The following is an 18,682-nucleotide window of genomic DNA, read 5'->3' as shown; positions in this document are numbered from 1 at the left end:
TTAAATCTCCTTTTTCCAGTTTAGCGTGCGTAAAATATCAGCAAATAACCCAGCAGCTGTCACTTTAGCTCCCGCACCGTAACCTCTTAAAACTAAGGGAAGAGGCTGATAATATTGACTATAAAAAGCGAGGGCATTCTCCCCTTCTTTGACTTTATTTAAAGGGTCGTCCGCATCAACCGCCTGTATGCTACATTTACATTTACCGTGCTCAATACTGCCGACATAACGCAGTACTTGTCCTTTTGAAGCGGCTTCTTGTTGCCACTTTTTAAAATAAGCATTGGCATCATCTAAGCGCGCCATAAATTCATCCGTTGAACCACTGATATCAAAATCCGGTGGCAATGCAGATTGCACATCTATATCGTCAAGGCCGATTTGCATGCCAGACTCACGCGCTAAAATGAGTAATTTACGCGCCACATCTAAGCCACTTAAGTCTTCACGAGGATCTGGCTCAGTAAAGCCGATATCACGCGCTTTTCGCGTCACGGCTGAAAAATCTAAACCGGCATCTAACTGACCAAAAATAAAGGACAATGAACCCGATAATATGCCACTAAACTTAAGCAGTTGATCGCCCGCATTAAATAAATTTTGCATGTTTTCAATGACAGGTAAACCGGCTGCAACATTGGTATCATAAAGAAATTTACGACGTTGCTTAAGCGCGGTGCTACGCAAGGCCAGATAATAATCCATGCTACTGGTATTGGCCTTTTTATTCGCCGTCACCACATGAAATCCCGCATTTAGAAAATCAATATAAGTATCCGCTACTTGTTCGCTACTCGTACAATCAACAATCACTGGATTACAAATTTGCGAATCATTGACCAATGCTTGCATTTTATCTAACGCTAAAGGCTGTATCGACTGTGTCAGTTGGGCGCTCCAACCTTGTAAATCTATGCCTTTCTCATCAAGTAACATAACGCGACTATTAGCAATTGCACAAACACGTATTTGAATATTTCGACTCGCTAAACGCAGTTGTTGACGATGTACTTGTTCAATTAACGCACTACCAACCCCCCCACAACCAATGAGGAAAATATCAATATATTGGACATTACAAAAAAAGCTTTGATGGCAAGCTTGTACGGCTCGCAAGGCCTTTTTCTCTGCGACGACCACTGAAATAGAACGCTCAGATGAGCCTTGTGCTATCGCGGTAATATTAATAGAGGCTTGTGTCAGTGCGGTTAAAAATCGAGCTGCAACGCCTTTTGCTTTACGCATACCATCACCCACTAAAGAGATAATAGCCTGCTCTTTAATGACATCGATTGGCTCTAATAAGTTATTGTCAAACTCAAGGTTAAACTCTTCTTTTAACGCCTTTAATGTTGTATCCACGTCGATACTGTGAATACAAAAACTTAAACTATATTCTGAAGACGATTGTGTGATCAAAATAATAGAGATCCCGGCGCGCGATACAGTGCTAAAAATTCGCCCTGCCATACCCACAATGCCTTTCATACCCGGACCTGAAATACTCAGTACACTTAAGTCCGTTAAATCAGAGATCCCTTTCACTTCTAAATCTGACGTACTTTGCTCACCACCAATTAACGTCCCCGGAGCTTCTGGGTGATGGGTGTTTTTTATCAAACAAGGAATATGGTGCTGCGCTATGGGTGCGATGGTTTTAGGGTGTAAGACCTTTGCCCCAAAATAGGAGAGTTCCATCGCTTCGGCATAACTTAAAGCGCTAAGCAATGTGGCATTTTGTACTGCACGAGGATCGCAGTTATAAATACCATCGACATCAGTCCAAATTTCACAACATTGTGCTTTTAAACAAACGGCTAACACGGCAGCGGAATAATCAGAGCCATTACGCCCCAACACCACGGTTTCGCCTTTCTCATTACCCGCCGTAAAGCCAGGCATAATATGAATAGTATCGTCAGACAAGGCCATCGAAGCAAAGCGCTGACAAGAGAGATTAATATCAATTTGCGCTTCAAGATACCCGCCTTTAATGGAGATAAAGCTTTGCTCTGCTTGAAATTGTTTTACTAAATAACCTTTACTGAGCAATAATTCTTGCATGCAAATCACACTCAGCAATTCCCCTTTACAAAGAATTTTAGCTTCCACAGAGGCAGGGCATTGCCCGAGTAAGCGCACGCCTTCTAATAAATTACTTAACTTTTTAAGTTCTTCCGAAAATATTTTTTTCAAGATTGACGCATTATATTTCGGATTGCTTGCTTTTAAACCTTTCAGCAAAGAGGTGAATATCTTATGAATATCAACAACATGACGTTGAGCAGATCTACCTGTGCTCATTTTTTCAACGATAGAAAGTAAATTATTAGTTACGCCAGCTGGCGCAGATAACACTAAAGCGACTTGCGACTTTTTTTGTTGCGCAATAACAATATCAGCCACTTTTTCAAAACATTTTGCATTTGCTAATGACGTCCCACCAAACTTTAATACTCGCATCGTTTCTCCTGCATATAAAAATAAAAGCACGACTACATGCTTTGAATAACGTATCTACTCAGCCATATTTGCATAATAACGATTTAATATTATTTGCGATGGGTGTATAAGCGCTTGAATAACATCAAAAAAATAAAATATCAAAAATAAAACACTGACATATAATAAAGACTATTTAGTGAAAATTATAAAACGCTTATTTACTAACCTAAATTAAAAAAAGGGAGAAAGACAGCTTCTTTTATTTTTTATTTTAAAATTTAACATTAAATATAAAAAACCACTAAAAATAGGAACTATTACATTGATATATATCAAATTTATAGATATCTTGATGATCATTTGCTACCAATATAGTTGTGATCTCAATGTTAATTATTTATAGTCATAGCACAAAAAAAGAAGAAGAACGCTGTGTTAAGCTTTATTTGTCCTAATTTTCCTCTAAAAGTCAAAATAAAATCTACACAAATACAGGATCTTTGCAAAAGGGTTTTGTAATACGTTGACTTTTTTAGATCCATCTACACGGATGAAATATACTCAAAATATAGGAGTTTCCCATGTCTACTGCCAACATACTCATTGTTGAAGATGAATTAGTGACACGTAATACTTTAAAAAGTGTTTTTAAAGCGGAAGGTTACAATGTATTAGAAGCTAATGATGGTGATGAAATGCATCAGATCATTAAAGAAAACAATATTGACTTGATCATAATGGATATTAATCTTCCCGGTAAAAATGGACTATTATTAGCCCGTGAATTACGTGAAAATCAAAATATAGCATTAATATTTTTAACGGGTCGCGATAACGAAGTAGATAAAATATTAGGTCTTGAGATTGGAGCGGATGATTATATCACCAAGCCTTTCAACCCTCGTGAGCTTACTATTCGCACACGAAATTTATTAACACGTACGATGCAAGAAAACATTTACTTTGAAGAGGTCCGTCAAAAAGTAGAAAGTTATAAATTTAATGGCTGGACGCTTGAAATAGATAGCCGTTCATTGCTAAGCCCTACTGGCGAAGTTTTTAAACTACCACGTAGTGAGTTTCGTGCCATTTTACACTTCATCGAAAATCCAGGTAAAATTCAAACGCGTGCAGAATTACTGATGAAAATGACAGGACGCGAATTAAAAGCACACGATAGAACCGTTGATGTGACGATCCGCCGCATCCGTAAACATTTTGAAAGTATTGCCAATGGTAAAGAGATCATTGCCACTATTCATGGTGAAGGTTATCGTTTTTGTGGTGAGCTAGAGTCATAACCCGAACGAATTAATGTTGTACAAATAGCATTTATTTGTACAACAAGCCCTTTCTTAGCACTCTCTTAGTTTCCTTCGTTCTCATGCTTCTCGCTATGACGCATGACGCATGACAAAATAACGTCGCACGATGTCCCCAAGATCGTATCTATCCATGATCACTTAAAAATAGAAAATAAGAAATCAACAACATAGACGAGTTCAGTACATCGCTACATACAACGTTTCTAACGCATTATTTTTGCATATCCACACAATGCACATAAAAGCACAAAAACCCTCGTACGCGTCGTTATTGGCACTGAAAACACACCTAAGAACGGTTCATCAAACTATCCGTCAAATATACAATCATTAAAACAAAGCCTAGCGAACTTATCTTAAATTTTAAGCAAAAAAAAGCCTCGTATAAATACGAGGCTTTCTAAAACTGGTGCCCGGAGCGAGACTTGAACTCGCACACCCGTAAGGCGAGGGATTTTAAATCCCTTGTGTCTACCGATTCCACCATCCGGGCAAAACTTTTAAAATTGGAGGCGGAACCCGGAGTCGAACCGAGATGGATGGATTTGCAATCCACTGCATGGCCACTCTGCCATTCCGCCAAAATTTTAATCTAATTGGAGCGGCACAAGAGGCTCGAACTCTTGACCCCAACCTTGGCAAGGTTGTGCTCTACCACTGAGCTAGTGCCGCTTCATATTAGACTTACCAAAAAGTTAATGTAAACATTTCCCTTTCCGATGTGGCGCATTTTAAGGGTTTTCGCTCCTGAGTCAACCCTCTTTTAATGATTTTTAACTGTTCGCTGTTTTTTTGCACGAAATGTTGAGTTATAAAGCAATGTGTTAGGGTTAAGTGCCTATCTTGTCTTTTTTTTAAGCGCAGAGCTTTAATAAGTAACGTTGCTAACGTGCGCATTGTTTTTGATTGTGAGCACTTTTTAGTAAAATTTTTCAGAGATACAAAAGTGATCCTAAAAAAATACAACTAAAACTAACCAAGTCAGCATCTCAAAGGCTTCAATAAAAAAAGCCAAACTCGCAGCCAGCACTTGCCAATTTGTGATCTCACCAATAAATGAACACCTAGAAACGCACATAATTAAACTTGTAAAAATCGTGCAGAGAAAGATACTTTATCACCCACTATATCTTGATGTGAGATCAGTGGTTTACGTAACAGAAATATGAGAATAAATGTGATAGAAACAGAAAATATCAACTTTAATACTAATATTTCACCAACATTAGCTTGCGCTAGAAAACAATAAAGAGGTAACCCACTAAAATTAAAAACGAAAACGAAAACGATGCATTAGCCTAAATATACAAAGCAGTAAACGGGACCTTTCGCGTTTAAATCAAATCATCAGGCACTAACAGCGCCCGATGATTTGTATTAAAAAGAAGAAAAAATGCCAACATGACATATTTCCTTCTTTCTAACATATCGACATCACTAGAAAAAATCACGATATAACATAAACAAATGCGCAGAACTCCACGAGAAATTCGTGGCACCTTGCACCGCGCCTGTTTCGGGGTTGTAATTCTCACGAATTGCGCCATCACCGATCATACCTTGCGCATCTTCAAACAAGTCATCAGCTATCCGTCTTGCATCATCGCCATATCCATAACTTTCCATGCCTTTTACGCCAAAATAGAACTGATCTAACCAAACACGGCCACGCCAGTAAATTTCGGGATCGTAAGCAGGGTTTGATTGTGACGCCGTTGGTAATGATATGCCAGCACCCGGAAAGTGTGTTGAACTATCAAACTCATCCGGATCAAGCATCGTTTTAACGACCAAATCTGCATGCTCTTGTGTGGCAGCGCCATTAAATAAAGGACTCCATCCTTCAGGACCTCGACCACGTGCAACAATGGGTAAACCTGCACAGTCATTTGCTAATGGCGCAGGCGTCGTACCATCTGATAGCACATTTAATTTAATATCATAAAAGAAGCCTGAATCAGTATCGAACATACACTCGTTGATATAATGTTTTATTTTTTCAGCGCCCGTTATAAACTCTTTAGCACGCGCTTTACCCTCGACGCCAGTTGATACTAACTCGGCCATTTCGGCTAAATATTGATTATCACTGTACATATACGAAGCTTGATCGACTGACTCTTGCAGCATAGAGAAGCCCAGTAAAGCGCCCGTATCACCCACACGATTTTCAGCAAAACGCACTTGCCAATCGGCTTGTGCACGTTTTAAATCTCCAGCATATGTTTTATCTGCATACGCTTGTAATTGTTTCTCAGTGATAAAACCAAAGCGTGCCGCATTATCTTCCCCAGACTCCCAGCCTGTCGCCACCTGCGCGCCAACGCTAATATCAGTATATTTACCTTCATCTAATATCGTATTATAGTTATTGAGTCCTTTTATTTTATACCAAGTGGGCGTTGACGATTCATCCTTACCTATCACACTATCACCAAATGCATTTGCATCTTCAACCGAGTTCATCGCCACCCAAACATACATCTCACCCGTCTCTGTATTATGGGCGGGATCAACGGCGGCACCAAATTCAGGCACGCCATTGTGGTTATGATCGCGATTTGTAAGCCACCAATCATGGTATGCCACAAGTTTTGGATACATTTCATCTATCCATTTTTGTGCATCGTCCTTGCGTTCGAACTCCTTGATCAGAGCATGATAAACTTCCATCACCGACCAAGCTGCTAAAGAAGGTTTCGTATTACGCTCATTCCAGTTTTCCGAACCCGCGCCACCGCGGCTTTCCGGTAAGGTATAAGTCGCGACATCTAATAAATAACCCGCATCTTGTGGACGAATAATGTCATTATCTTGGATCTGATTTTGAAAAACTGTGCGGATATTATCCATCGCCACATCGGGATTAAAATGCGCCATCGCATAAGCTTGTTTCCACGTATCCCACGGCCACGTATTTGCCCCTGAGAAATAACGCGCAGTGACAGAAGGTGTTACGGTTGATTGCTTAATATCGCCCGCTTTAGATCGCCAATTACCGTTAAGCGTCATCATCGCTTTAACCGCCACACGTTGTTGCTCTGGGCTTGCATCTTTGTTGCTCAAACCATGCGCTAAATAACTATCCCAGCGATCAGATGATGCTTGCATATAACTACGAGGATTGGCAAAGATAGCAATTATTTTTTGTTTTTCTCGCACCACTTCAGCGTTATTGTGTAAGTTAGAGTATGTAGTATAGAATGTACTGCTTGTGTTACCTTGAATATATTGTGTTGCCGAAGCATCAAAATGCCTACCATCTACCACGTTAACGTTATCAATTGAGCGTTTAATAAGAAACTCTGCATCACTATCGTTACGAATGGTCCAAGTATCTTTCATTTCACCAAATTTAATGCTCAATCCATTCTCAATTGTCGCCATACGTCGATTATATTCAGGATATTTACTTTCAACTGATTGAACATCGCCAAGAGAAGAGTAATCCTGCACTAAATCCCCACTCCAACTTAATGCAAAAGACGTGTTTTTATCCATTAAATTGGTGATGGTTGTTTCAACTAAAGAGGTGCGATCTGTCACAAAGCGTAATATCATTTGCACGCTTACTTTATCGGTAGTCAGAACTTGTACTAATGCCCCAGGCATACTGTATATATTGGCATCTGCAGTGGACAAATCAAACTCTTCGCCTGTATCTGCATCACTTAATGTAAGCTTATCGAAACTTTCACCCGACATGAAATTAGCATATTCTTGCGACACCTGCATAATGCCACCGAATCCTCCGTAACCGCTTGCATCTTTTGGCAATAAGTGTCCATGCCAAGCGCCATTATCGATAAGTGCATTATATTTTAAATTTTGATAATCCTCACTGTCATAATCAAATAAATAACGTGGATCACCCTGCCTATCGATCACATTTTTAAATTCCGTGCTAGGTAGGGCCGGAGCCTGGCTATCTTCACTTTCATGACAGGCGCACAATACAAAAGAAGAGGCGATAACAACAGCCAGTAACTTTTTTTTAAATTTCATAATATATCCCTTTTTAAGTATAAACATAAAGTTCAGTGCATTTTAAGCTTGCAAGTAAAAACATCAACTCTAATAGGTTGATTTGAATTATGTTTTAAACATTATTATGTAACGAAGTGTAATAGCACAAGCGACCTCTAATAACAAAATGATAAGAGGATCGTAAGTTGATGATGATATCTAGAAGAAGTCATGTAGATGAGAGGCTAAATCAGAATAAAAATAAAGGGGCCTAAAGGGCCCTGTCAATATTAATACCAAAGGAACTAAAAAGGTTACCCGTCTTGCTTGTTGAAATTATCCCACCCTGCGTTGTGAGTTTCGAAGTGAGAACAACTATCTCCTACAACTCATGCCTTGCTAGTGTTAATTTTTCCTGCGCAATACATGAAAACTTAATTAATTTCTTTGCTATAAGTCCCTTTCTTTGCACAAAAATAAAATGTCTGCCTGCCACGCTAAAATAAAACTCGATACAATATATATTTTAGCGCATGAGGGCCAAGAGAAGCTTAAACGTCTGTCGCGCTCGACTTATTTAATGCAGGCCAAGCCACTTTTAAATAAACAAGCATTGACCATAACGTCAAGGCAGTCGCAATATACAAGAAAGTAAAGCCGACCCATTCCATCGCAACGTTATATTGCCAAATCAATAGAAATAACGCTAACATTTGCGTTGCTGTTTTTATTTTTCCAACCCATGAGACAGCCACACTCGCACGTTGCCCAACTTCAGCCATCCATTCGCGTAACGCTGAAATAACAATTTCACGACAGATCATAACCATTGCAGGGATAGTTATCCAAATAATAGCGTAATGATCCACAATCATCACTAACGAAACAGCGACCATAATTTTATCAGCTACCGGATCAAGAAAAGCACCAAAAGGGGTAGATTGATTTAAACGACGCGCTAAATAACCATCTAATATATCCGTCAGTCCAGCAAGCCAAAATACAAAGGCAGCAGCAAGAGCAGACCACTCAACGGGTAAATAAAATAAAACAACAAAAATAGGAATTAAAAAAAGACGAAAACCGGTTAATATATTAGGAATATTTAACATGACGTACCTTTTATTTTACATACTGATTTTGATACCAATTTTCACTAATAAGTGAAAACCGAGAGAACCTAAAAAGAGAATACTATTCTTGCATTTTATGCCTTAAAAATGCAAACGGTTATTTAATTATGTCCATGTAATTGTTCATAGATCCGCGTCGCCAAATGTACACTTATACCTGATAGTTTTGCAAGTTCATCAATCGTTGCCACTTTGATCCCTTGTAAACCGCCAAAATGATTAAGCAATTGCTGACGTTTTTTAACGCCAACACCTAATATATTCTCGAGTGTACTACTACGACGTTTTTTATCACGCTGACCTCGATGGCCCAAAATAGCAAAACGATGCGACTCATCTCGGATCTCTTGAATTAAATGCAAGGCGGGTGAATCACTATCAATATCTAAAATCTGATGGGTTTGCGCTAAAATCAAGGTTTCTTCCCCCGCTTTACGCGCCACCCCTTTTGCAATGCCCACCAGCAAGGGCCATTTAAGGGAGAGATTATCACGTAATTTATCCAGCACTTTCTCCGCTTGTGAAAGTTGCCCTAAGCCCCCATCAATAAAAATAACATCCGGGATATTTTCAAGGGTTTGCTTATCTTTAAAGCGCCGAGATAAAACTTGCGCCATCGCAGCATAATCATCACCGGGCGTGATCCCTTGAATATTAAAATGCCTATAAGCCGACTTTTTAGCTCCATTTTCATCAAAGACAACACACGACGCCACCGTTTTCTCGCCCATCATATGCGAGATATCGTAACATTCCATACGCCGTATGGGCGCATCTAGAGACAAAAAACCTTCCAATAACAAGTAGCGTTTACTAAGACTACTCTTTTTTGCTAAATGGCTACTAAGTGCCGTGATGGCATTGGTTTTAGCCAAAGCAATAAATTTACCGCGAGTCCCTCGCACATCCACTTTTAGTTGCACTTTATAATCGCAATATTCGCTCAGTAACGCCGTAAAGGAATGGCGATCAGTAAAGTCATCACTGAGTAATATTTCTTTGGGTACGGCGCGCCCATTTTGACCTGATAAATAGAACTGGCTTAAAAATGCCAGTAATAATTCATCCTTTGATGAATGTAGAGGCACTTTAGGAAAGTAATTGCGACTACCTAAAATGCGCCCCTGCCGGATAAACAGCAAATGAAAACTTGCCACACCTTGCTCATAAGATAGGCCTAACACATCCACTTGCTCAATATCACCACTGACCCATTGTTGCTCTTGTACTTTTTTTAATGACTGGATCTGATCGCGCCTAATGGCTGCTTTTTCAAACGCGAGTTGTGTACTCGCAGATTGCATTTCAACAATTAAAGTCTCTATAACCTGTTGGCTTTTACCTTGTAAAAATTCACTGGCTAATGCAACTTGATGTGAATATTCCTGCTCAGAAAATCCTTTAACACAAGGTGCAAGGCAACGTTTTAGTTGAAATTGTAAACACGCACGAGAGCGATTAGCGTAATAACTATCAGAGCATTGGCGAATAGGAAATAATTTATTCATTAAATTTAAAGAACTACGCACCGCGCTACCACTTGGGTAAGGGCCAAAATAAGTGCCTTTTCTTTTTTGATTTTTACGCCTAACTAAACTCAGTTGAGGGTGTTTATGCGCACTGAGAAAAAGGTAAGGATAGGATTTATCATCACGTAACAATATATTATATTTAGGCTTATATTGCTTTATAAAGTTATGCTCTAATATCAGCGCCTCGGTTTCAGTGTGTGTCACCGTCACTTCAATATGCGCAATATGGCTCACTAACGCGAGCGTTTTGGGGTGTTTTTGAGTCAAACTGAAATAGCTGTTTAAACGCTTCTTTAAGTTTTTAGCTTTACCAACATAAATAACCTCTTCGCGCACATCAAACATGCGGTAAACACCCGGCGCTGAGGTTAATGTATTAAGAAAGGCATTAGCGTCAAATAAATCCATTTAAAAAATTAGAGCATATCAGCATCAAGCATGCCGTAACGGATAGCTAAATGCGTTAATTCAACATCGCCATTAATACCCAGTTTTTCAAATAAACGATAACGATAGCTATTAATTGTTTTAGGATTCAAATTGAGTTGTTCTGAAATGTCGACCACGCGTTGGCCTTTGGTTATCATCATCATAATTTGCAGTTCACGCTCAGAGAGCATGCTTAAAGGATCGTCTGCGCAATCTGATATTTGAGATAATGCCATCTGCTGAGCAATCTCAGGAGCTAGATAACGTTGTCCACTATTCACGATACGGATAGCATTTAAGACTTCTTCAGGTCCAGCCGCTTTACTTAAATATCCGCAAGCCCCAGCTTGCATTACTTTGGTTGGAAATGGGTTTTCTGTATGCATGGTGAGCATAATGATTTTACTCTCTTCATTAAAGCGTAGTATTTTATGCATCGCTTCTAACCCACCAATACCGGGCATATTAATATCCATTAAGATCACGTCAGGAAAGTTATTCCGACACCATTTAACAGCATCTTCGCCACTTTTGGCCTCGCCAATAACCTTCATACCGCGGACATCATCAATAATACGCCGAATACCCGTACGCACTAATACATGATCATCAACCAAAAGAATGTTTATCAAAATGTCTCCTTTAATACCGATAAAGTATTAAATTTAATTAAATTTAGATGCGATGATAATGCGTGTTATATGTTGATATGTCGAGTCTCTTTATTGAGGCCGAAGAATACACTCTAAAATATGAATAGGTCTGAGCATACATGCATACCATATCACCTAAAAATGCTTTATCTGATACTCGCACAAATAACGATTCAAGATAACACCTTATAAAGGGTTATTTCCTTTACATTGGTTGCACCGTAAAATTGGTGTTTTTGCGAGAGCCCTAAAGGACTCGCGACTTGAACTTATCTTTGTCGTTGAGGTGTTATTATAAACATTATGTAGAATGGCTATGTTGAAATTTCACACGAAAACGATTGTAACGTCATGTACTCAGAAAACAGTATTGGCATAAAAGATAATATCCTAGAAGATATATTATTCTAGACAGCAAAAAGCCCACTACAATGTAGTGGGCTTTTTTAATGTGGCGGAGGAGGTCGGATTTGAACCGACGGAGAGCTATAAACCCTCGCTGGTTTTCAAGACCAGTGCATTCAGCCGCTCTGCCACCCCTCCAGAACAAGGCGGATAATAAGTAACTCAACGCACATTGTAAAGCGATAATACCAAAAAACCGTTTGTTTGCTGATATATTCAGCAATTCGTTTATTTTAACCACTAAATAACTTAGACACATGTTATTCGAGCGATTTTTCAAACGGATAAGCTCATTTGTATTATTGATTTTTCATCGAAAATATCGAGGGTATAGATCTTGCCCACATAAAAGATAACTTTTATGGCATTACTACACCTAATTTTTAATTATGCTCTATATTTGTTTTTAATATAATTTAGCGAATGTAAAAATCTAAATAACTTAAACACATAACGATCAAAAATAGGGATGCAGATGAACAAATATATGGCAGAATTTATTGGTACTTTTTGGCTGGTTTTAGGCGGCTGTGGTAGCGCAGTCTTAGCAGCCTCATTTCCCGATGTTGGCATTGGCTTATTAGGTGTCTCAGTGGCATTTGGTTTGACCGTTTTAACTATGGCCTTTGCTATTGGACATATTTCTGGTTGTCATTTGAATCCGGCTATTTCTATCGGCTTATGGGTCGGTGGACGCTTCGATGCCAAAGATTTATTGCCTTATATTGCATCACAAGTCTTAGGTGGTATTGCCGGTGCTGGGATTTTATATCTCATCGCCAGTGGACAAGCGGGCTTTGATTTATCATCAGGCTTTGCAGCCAATGGTTATGCTGAGCACTCCCCAGGCCATTACTCCATGACAGCGGCACTTATCATTGAGATCGTAATGACCGCTATGTTTCTGATTGTTATTATGGGTGCAACCGATAAACGCGCGCCAGCAGGTTTTGCGCCTATCGCTATCGGCCTGTGTTTAACATTGATCCACCTTATCTCTATCCCGGTTACCAATACCTCCGTTAACCCCGCACGTAGCACCGCAGTCGCTCTTTATGTTGGGGATTGGGCAACGTCTCAACTGTGGTTATTCTGGGTTGCTCCTATTATCGGCGCTATCATTGGCGCACTTATTTATAAAGTCATGGCTAAAGAGTCTTAATTTTATAAAGGCATACTATTTATCAAAAATAAGTAGTATTAATACCAATAGAATTAATTAAGTTTTCATGTCCTACGCCGAAAAAATGAGAACTAGCAAGGCGTGAGTTGCAGTAGAGTGTTGTTCTCACTTCAAACTCACAACGCAGGTAGGCATAATTTTAACAAGTAAGACGGATCACATTTTTAGTTCCTTTGGTATAAGGATGCGCGCTTACTCAAAGCGCGCTTAACTATCACTTGTTTTTGACTTGTTAAGTTTAAAAGCACTTGCTTAACAAATACTCTCCTATATATACACCTACTCCTATTATGGGCTCTCGTTAAAACACGAAATTAGTGTGTTTTATGTTCCAGTTTTGTTTGAATTTTGATCCTTTTAGGTTAATAACGCTATCAACTCTCGATTTGTTGAGGTAACCTGCCGTAAAGTTTAGATTAAGACACTGAAAATACAGAAATAAAAGGATTTATATGAAATTTTCAAGTATTAAGCAGCAGATATTATTATTCGGCGGGGTAAGCCTCATCGCAGTAGCCTTTACCATTATCATGTATAGCTACTACACCAACAATCAGCTATTACACATCACCCATGAATCTGTTTTGGAAAACGCAGAGCAATCTTTAAAAAACAACCTAACATTGCGCGCACAACTCGAAGCAACCAACATTAAGCTAATTTTTAATCATGCCATGGAAGTGTCTAATACTTATGCGCAAGCGTTTAGTCATAAAGATCCTAATATTTCATCAATAAGTCTCAATCAATTACTCAAAAACACATTAAAAAATGACCCTAATTTGCTCAGTGCTTATACTGGATGGGAGAAAAATGCATTTGTTCTTGATGACTTTTATAGCAACGCTAAAAGTCTGCAAAAAAGTGGCAACTATGCCCCCTATGTAAACCGCTCTGCTTCTGGCGAGATAGGGATCTCTGCATTAGGTGATTTTTATACAACAGAGCTCACCAAAACAGGGGTGCGTAATTCCGAGTGGTATCTGTGCCCAATGGAAACCAAAGCCGCCTGTGTGATAGAGCCTGCATCTTATGACGTACTTGGAAAACCGACGTTATTAAGCTCTTTTGTTGCTCCCGTTATACGCGATAATCAATATTTAGGTATGTTTGGTGTTGATTATTCACTTAACTTTTTACAAACAGTTGCCATCAATAGCGCTAAAAATATTTTATCCGGTCAAGCGCGCGTTATTATTTTAAGCCCTTCCGGTATTATCAGTGCTGACAGCAAAAAACACAGCAATGTCGGTAAAAAGATAAAACAATCTAATCTCTATAAAAACATTAAAGACAGAAAACTCAATAGCACAGTGATCAGCGCAGATAATCTAATCGCAAACGCGGGTTTTACAACGGTAAATACTCAAACACAATGGCAAGTTATTGTCATTGTGCCGGTAGATGTCGCACTTGCTGATGCCCGAAATATTGTCGCGCGGATAGACAGTGAATTTAAAGCAAACTTAAATGGCCAAATATTAGTGGGCAGCATCGCCTCAATATTAGGGCTTCTTCTAATGACTTTTGTGGCTCACTCTATTGCGGCCCCCATTAAAACCCTGCTCCTTCGAGTGCAAGATTTAACCCGTTCAGGTGGCGATCTTACTCAACAAATAACGCTCAACCGAAATGATGAAACGGGCCAATTGGCACGCTCATTAAATACATTTATTGAAAATGTACGCAATATTGTCAGTGATATTGCGGGTACGGTCGACTCTTTGACGCACAGTGTCAGCATGACAGCAGAAGCTACCACAAAGGGCCGAGAGCAAATACTCACACAACGTCAAGAAATAGAGCAAGTCGCGACTGCGGTGAATGAAATGGCGTCTACTGCGCATAGTGTTTCAGAAAACGCACAGCAAACAGAGCATGCGGTGCAATTAACACAAGAAGCGGTCGCCAAAGGGCAAAGTGTCGTGGCAGAAAATGCGACCGGATTACATGATCTGAGTGATAATGTACTGCAAACAACCCATGTTATTGAAGCGCTTGAACAACAAATTGATGAGATTGGTAGCATTTTAGACGTGATCCGTAATATCTCTAATCAAACCAATTTATTGGCCTTAAATGCAGCCATTGAGGCTGCCCGTGCGGGAGAGCAAGGTAAAGGATTTTCTGTGGTCGCAGATGAAGTACGTAATCTTGCCACTAAAACGGCGCATTCGACAGATGAGATCCAAACCATGATTGACTCTTTACGTAATAATAGTAAGCAAGCCGTTACCACCATGCAATTTAATCGAGATCTTGCCGAAAAATGTATGGCTCATGCTCAAAGTTCAGTACTAGCCCTTGATGAAATCAATCTACAAAGCAGTAAAATCCAAGATATGACGCATCAAATTGCAAGTGCTGCCGAAGAGCAAGCAGCGGTGACCGAAGATGTTAATCGCAGTATTGTTGCCATTAATGATGTGGCTGAGAAAATTGACCAGGGCGCGTCAATAGCACAACAAGAAAGTAATAACGTCGCGGCATACACCCATGATGTCCGAGGAAAAATAGACCATTTTAAATATTAGTCTTTAACCTAACAACAGAGACTCTCTAAGCCTGCTTTGCGCAGGCTTTTTTATCTTAAAATTTCCATATTACCTCCAGAGATTTTATAGGCCCTTCACGCGCAGATATCCCTTGTTAAGAGACTTCTTTTTTCATTTTTAACGCATACAAAGTATTCGAACTAGCGACGCAAAGAGCCCTCCCCTAATCTGACTTACTTATTTTTAACCTGAAGTAGCAGGCCTATAATACCAAAGGAATTAATATAGCTTCCATGTATTGCGCAGGAAAAATTAACACTAGCAAAGAGATAGTTGTTCTCACTTCAAAACTCACAACGCAGGGTGGGATAATTTCAACAAGCAAGACGGGTAACCTTTTTAGTTCCTTTGGTATAAGTAAGGCCTGCGGTGCATAATGATTGTTGCTTAGCAGTTGCTGCTGTATCCTAACAACTTACTTTTACTCATTTACATTGTCGGGCAGAATTAAAATGCAAAAGTCATATGATCCAAAAGAAATCGAAGCTAAATTTCAACAGCATTGGGAAACACAACAATCCTTTAAAGCCGTTGAAGATCCTTCAAAAGAAAAATATTACTGTCTTTCCATGTTCCCTTACCCAAGTGGTAAACTACATATGGGCCATGTTCGTAATTATACCATTGGTGATGTCGTTTCTCGCTATCAACGCATGCAAGGTAAAAATGTAATGCAACCTATGGGTTGGGATGCATTTGGCCTACCCGCTGAAAATGCAGCCATTAAAAATAATACGGCGCCAGCAGGATGGACCTACGAAAATATTGCTTACATGAAAAAACAACTCAAGCAATTAGGTTTTGGTTATGATTGGACGCGCGAAATTGCGACATGTAAACCCGAATATTACCGTTGGGAACAATGGTTCTTTACAAAATTACTTGAAAAAGATTTAGTTTACAAAAAAATGGCAACGGTAAACTGGGATCCAGTTGATCAAACCGTACTTGCTAATGAACAAGTGATAGATGGACGAGGCTGGCGCTCTGGCGCACTTGTAGAGCAAAAAGAAATTCCACAGTGGTTTATTAAAATCACCGCTTATGCACAAGAATTACTCGATGATTTAGACAAACTCGATGAATGGCCAGAGCAAGTTCGCACCATGCAACGCAATTGGATTGGTCGCTCTGAAGGTGTTGAAATGGACTTTCGTGTTGTCGGTAGCGATGAGAAACTTTCTGTCTACACCACGCGCCCCGATACAGTGATGGGCGTCACGTATGTCGCAGTAGCAGCGCAACATCCACTAGCGCAACAAGCTGCTAAAAACAATGCAGCATTAGCCGATTTTTGCAATAAATGTAAAAACGTAAAATTAGCAGAAGCTGAGCTTGCAACGATGCCTAAAGAAGGTGTCGATACAGGTCTAAAAGCGATTCACCCTATAACGGGTAAAGAAGTGCCAATTTGGACTGCAAACTTTGTATTAATGGGCTATGGCTCAGGCGCTGTTATGTCAGTGCCTGCACATGATCAACGCGATTATGAATTTGCAATACAATACGGACTTGACATTAATGCCGTCATTAAAGCTGCCGATAGCGATGTAGATGTTAGCGAAAAAGCGTATACCGACAAAGGTATTTGTTTTAATTCTGGCGAGTTTGATGGTTTAAACTTTGAAGAGGCCTTTAATGCTGTTGAAGAAAAACTAAGCAGTGAAAACAAAGGTAAGCGTAAAGTTAACTTCCGCTTACGTGACTGGGGCGTTTCTCGCCAACGTTACTGGGGAACACCTATCCCAACACTGACGCTAGAAGATGGCAGCATTGTTCCCGTCCCTGAAGATAGATTACCGGTGATTTTACCAGAAGATGTAACCATGAATGGTATTACGTCGCCTATCAAAGCAGATCTTGAGTGGGCAAAAACCACTTATAAGGGTCAAGTGGCGTATCATGAAACCGATACCTTTGATACCTTTATGGAATCGAGTTGGTATTATGCGCGTTATTGCTCACCTCAAAGTGACACACAAATGTTAGATCCTGAAAAAGCTAATTATTGGCTTCCTGTGGATCAATATATCGGTGGTATTGAGCACGCTATTTTACATCTATTATACTCACGTTTTTTCCATAAATTATTACGTGATTTTGGTTTAGTCAATTCTGATGAACCGTTCAAAAAATTATTAACACAAGGCATGGTACTCGCTGACGCTTTTTATTATGAAGATGAAAAAGGCGGAAAAGTGTGGATATCACCTAATGATGCGATCACGCAAACCGATGATAAAGGTAAAATCATCAGTGCCAAACTTGAAAATGGACAAGTGCTTATTTTTGATGGCATGTGTAAAATGTCTAAATCTAAAAATAATGGTATCGATCCACAGATAATGATTGATAAATATGGCGCCGATAGCGTGCGTTTATTTATGATGTTTGCGGCCCCTGCGGAGCAAACGTTAGAATGGTCTGATTCTGCATTAGAGGGCTCATTACGTTTCTTAAAACGTTTATGGAAACTAGCGAATGATCATATTGAGTTAGGTAGTGTGGATGCACTCGACATTAAATCTCAAAATGACGGGCAAAAAGCCTTACGCCGTGAATTACATAAAACCATCAAGAAAGTAACCGACGATATTGGTCGTCGTCAAACGTTTAATACGGCTATCGCATCGGTGATGGAACTGATGAACAAGTTACTTAAAGCGCCGACAAAAAATGCACAAGATCGTGCTATTTTACAAGAAGCATTAGTAGCAGTTGTTAAACTACTTTCACCCATCACGCCACATATTTGTGCAGAGTTATATGAACTCTTAGGTGAAAGTGATGAGATTTTAACCGCGCCTTGGCCATGTGTCGATGAATCAGCTTTAGTTGAAGATTCAGCACTTATTATTGTACAAGTGAACGGTAAATTACGCGCTAAATTAACGGTAAGTAAAAATGCCTCTCAGGAAAGTGTAGAGACACTTGCCTTAGGACATGAAAATATCGTTAAATTTACAGAGGGTAAAAATATTCGTAAAATTATTTTTGTTCCCGGTAAATTGTTAAATATTGTGGCGAACTAACCACTCTAAAGGCAACACCGAAAA

Annotated in this window: 9 protein-coding genes and 4 tRNA genes; 4 read left to right on the top strand and 9 right to left on the bottom strand. The window is 39.5% G+C overall.

Annotation, left to right across the window (positions count from 1 at the left end; all coding sequences use genetic code 11):
- Window positions 1–2,463 (bottom strand): bifunctional aspartate kinase/homoserine dehydrogenase I, encoded by a 2,463-nt coding sequence (gene thrA / locus PCNPT3_RS03970; RefSeq protein WP_015464579.1) that lies wholly within the window; start codon window positions 2,461–2,463, stop codon window positions 1–3.
- A 563-nt stretch (window positions 2,464–3,026) separates the two neighbouring features.
- On the opposite strand from thrA, the gene arcA reads away from it, so the two are divergent.
- Window positions 3,027–3,746 carry a two-component system response regulator ArcA gene (gene arcA, locus PCNPT3_RS03965; protein WP_015464578.1) on the top strand — a complete coding sequence of 240 codons (720 nt, stop codon included), beginning with the start codon at window positions 3,027–3,029 and terminating at the stop codon, window positions 3,744–3,746.
- 431 nt (window positions 3,747–4,177) lie between these two features.
- Here the strand turns inward: arcA and PCNPT3_RS03960 are convergent.
- From PCNPT3_RS03960 to PCNPT3_RS03925, 8 genes are all read right to left on the bottom strand, one after another.
- Window positions 4,178–4,263: transfer RNA gene (locus PCNPT3_RS03960), tRNA-Leu, on the bottom strand.
- A gap of 14 nt (window positions 4,264–4,277) precedes the next feature.
- Window positions 4,278–4,351, bottom strand: a tRNA-Cys gene (locus PCNPT3_RS03955).
- Between the two features lie 16 nt (window positions 4,352–4,367).
- Window positions 4,368–4,442, bottom strand: a tRNA-Gly gene (locus PCNPT3_RS03950).
- Between the two features lie 765 nt (window positions 4,443–5,207).
- Window positions 5,208–7,775 (bottom strand): alpha-glucosidase, encoded by a 2,568-nt coding sequence (ygjK, locus tag PCNPT3_RS03945; protein WP_015464577.1) that lies wholly within the window; start codon window positions 7,773–7,775, stop codon window positions 5,208–5,210.
- Window positions 7,776–8,287: 512 nt separating this feature from the next.
- On the bottom strand, window positions 8,288–8,848 hold the full coding sequence (gene pgsA, locus PCNPT3_RS03940; RefSeq protein ID WP_015464576.1) for a CDP-diacylglycerol--glycerol-3-phosphate 3-phosphatidyltransferase: 561 nt from the start codon (window positions 8,846–8,848) through the stop codon (window positions 8,288–8,290).
- A 122-nt stretch (window positions 8,849–8,970) separates the two neighbouring features.
- Window positions 8,971–10,809 carry an excinuclease ABC subunit UvrC gene (uvrC, locus tag PCNPT3_RS03935; RefSeq protein WP_015464575.1) on the bottom strand — a complete coding sequence of 613 codons (1,839 nt, stop codon included), beginning with the start codon at window positions 10,807–10,809 and terminating at the stop codon, window positions 8,971–8,973.
- Window positions 10,810–10,817: 8 nt separating this feature from the next.
- On the bottom strand, window positions 10,818–11,462 hold the full coding sequence (gene uvrY, locus PCNPT3_RS03930; RefSeq protein ID WP_015464574.1) for a UvrY/SirA/GacA family response regulator transcription factor: 645 nt from the start codon (window positions 11,460–11,462) through the stop codon (window positions 10,818–10,820).
- Window positions 11,463–11,935: 473 nt separating this feature from the next.
- Window positions 11,936–12,026 (bottom strand) — tRNA-Ser (locus PCNPT3_RS03925).
- Window positions 12,027–12,363: 337 nt separating this feature from the next.
- Between PCNPT3_RS03925 and aqpZ the strand changes: the two genes are divergently transcribed.
- From aqpZ to leuS, 3 genes are all read left to right on the top strand, one after another.
- On the top strand, window positions 12,364–13,050 hold the full coding sequence (gene aqpZ, locus PCNPT3_RS03920; RefSeq protein ID WP_015464573.1) for an aquaporin Z: 687 nt from the start codon (window positions 12,364–12,366) through the stop codon (window positions 13,048–13,050).
- Window positions 13,051–13,523: 473 nt separating this feature from the next.
- Complete coding sequence (locus PCNPT3_RS03915) at window positions 13,524–15,605, top strand: methyl-accepting chemotaxis protein (protein ID WP_015464572.1); 2,082 nt, start codon at window positions 13,524–13,526, stop codon at window positions 15,603–15,605.
- Between the two features lie 473 nt (window positions 15,606–16,078).
- On the top strand, window positions 16,079–18,658 hold the full coding sequence (gene leuS, locus PCNPT3_RS03910; protein WP_015464571.1) for a leucine--tRNA ligase: 2,580 nt from the start codon (window positions 16,079–16,081) through the stop codon (window positions 18,656–18,658).
- The last annotated feature ends 24 nt before the right edge of the window (window positions 18,659–18,682 follow it).

This window comes from Psychromonas sp. CNPT3, assembly GCF_000153405.2.
GTDB lineage: Bacteria > Pseudomonadota > Gammaproteobacteria > Enterobacterales > Psychromonadaceae > Psychromonas.
Note: the sequence above shows the minus strand (reverse complement) of the source record. Positions and strands in the feature narration are given on the sequence as shown.

Bases quoted from the DNA above. Each gene is read 5' to 3' on its own strand.
- thrA (WP_015464579.1), bottom strand. From the start codon at position 2,463: ATGCGAGTATTAAAGTTTGGTGGGACGTCATTAGCAAATGCAAAATGT.
- arcA (WP_015464578.1), top strand. From the start codon at position 3,027: ATGTCTACTGCCAACATACTCATTGTTGAAGATGAATTAGTGACACGT.
- ygjK (WP_015464577.1), bottom strand. From the start codon at position 7,775: ATGAAATTTAAAAAAAAGTTACTGGCTGTTGTTATCGCCTCTTCTTTT.
- pgsA (WP_015464576.1), bottom strand. From the start codon at position 8,848: ATGTTAAATATTCCTAATATATTAACCGGTTTTCGTCTTTTTTTAATT.
- uvrC (WP_015464575.1), bottom strand. From the start codon at position 10,809: ATGGATTTATTTGACGCTAATGCCTTTCTTAATACATTAACCTCAGCG.
- aqpZ (WP_015464573.1), top strand. From the start codon at position 12,364: ATGAACAAATATATGGCAGAATTTATTGGTACTTTTTGGCTGGTTTTA.
- PCNPT3_RS03915 (WP_015464572.1), top strand. From the start codon at position 13,524: ATGAAATTTTCAAGTATTAAGCAGCAGATATTATTATTCGGCGGGGTA.
- leuS (WP_015464571.1), top strand. From the start codon at position 16,079: ATGCAAAAGTCATATGATCCAAAAGAAATCGAAGCTAAATTTCAACAG.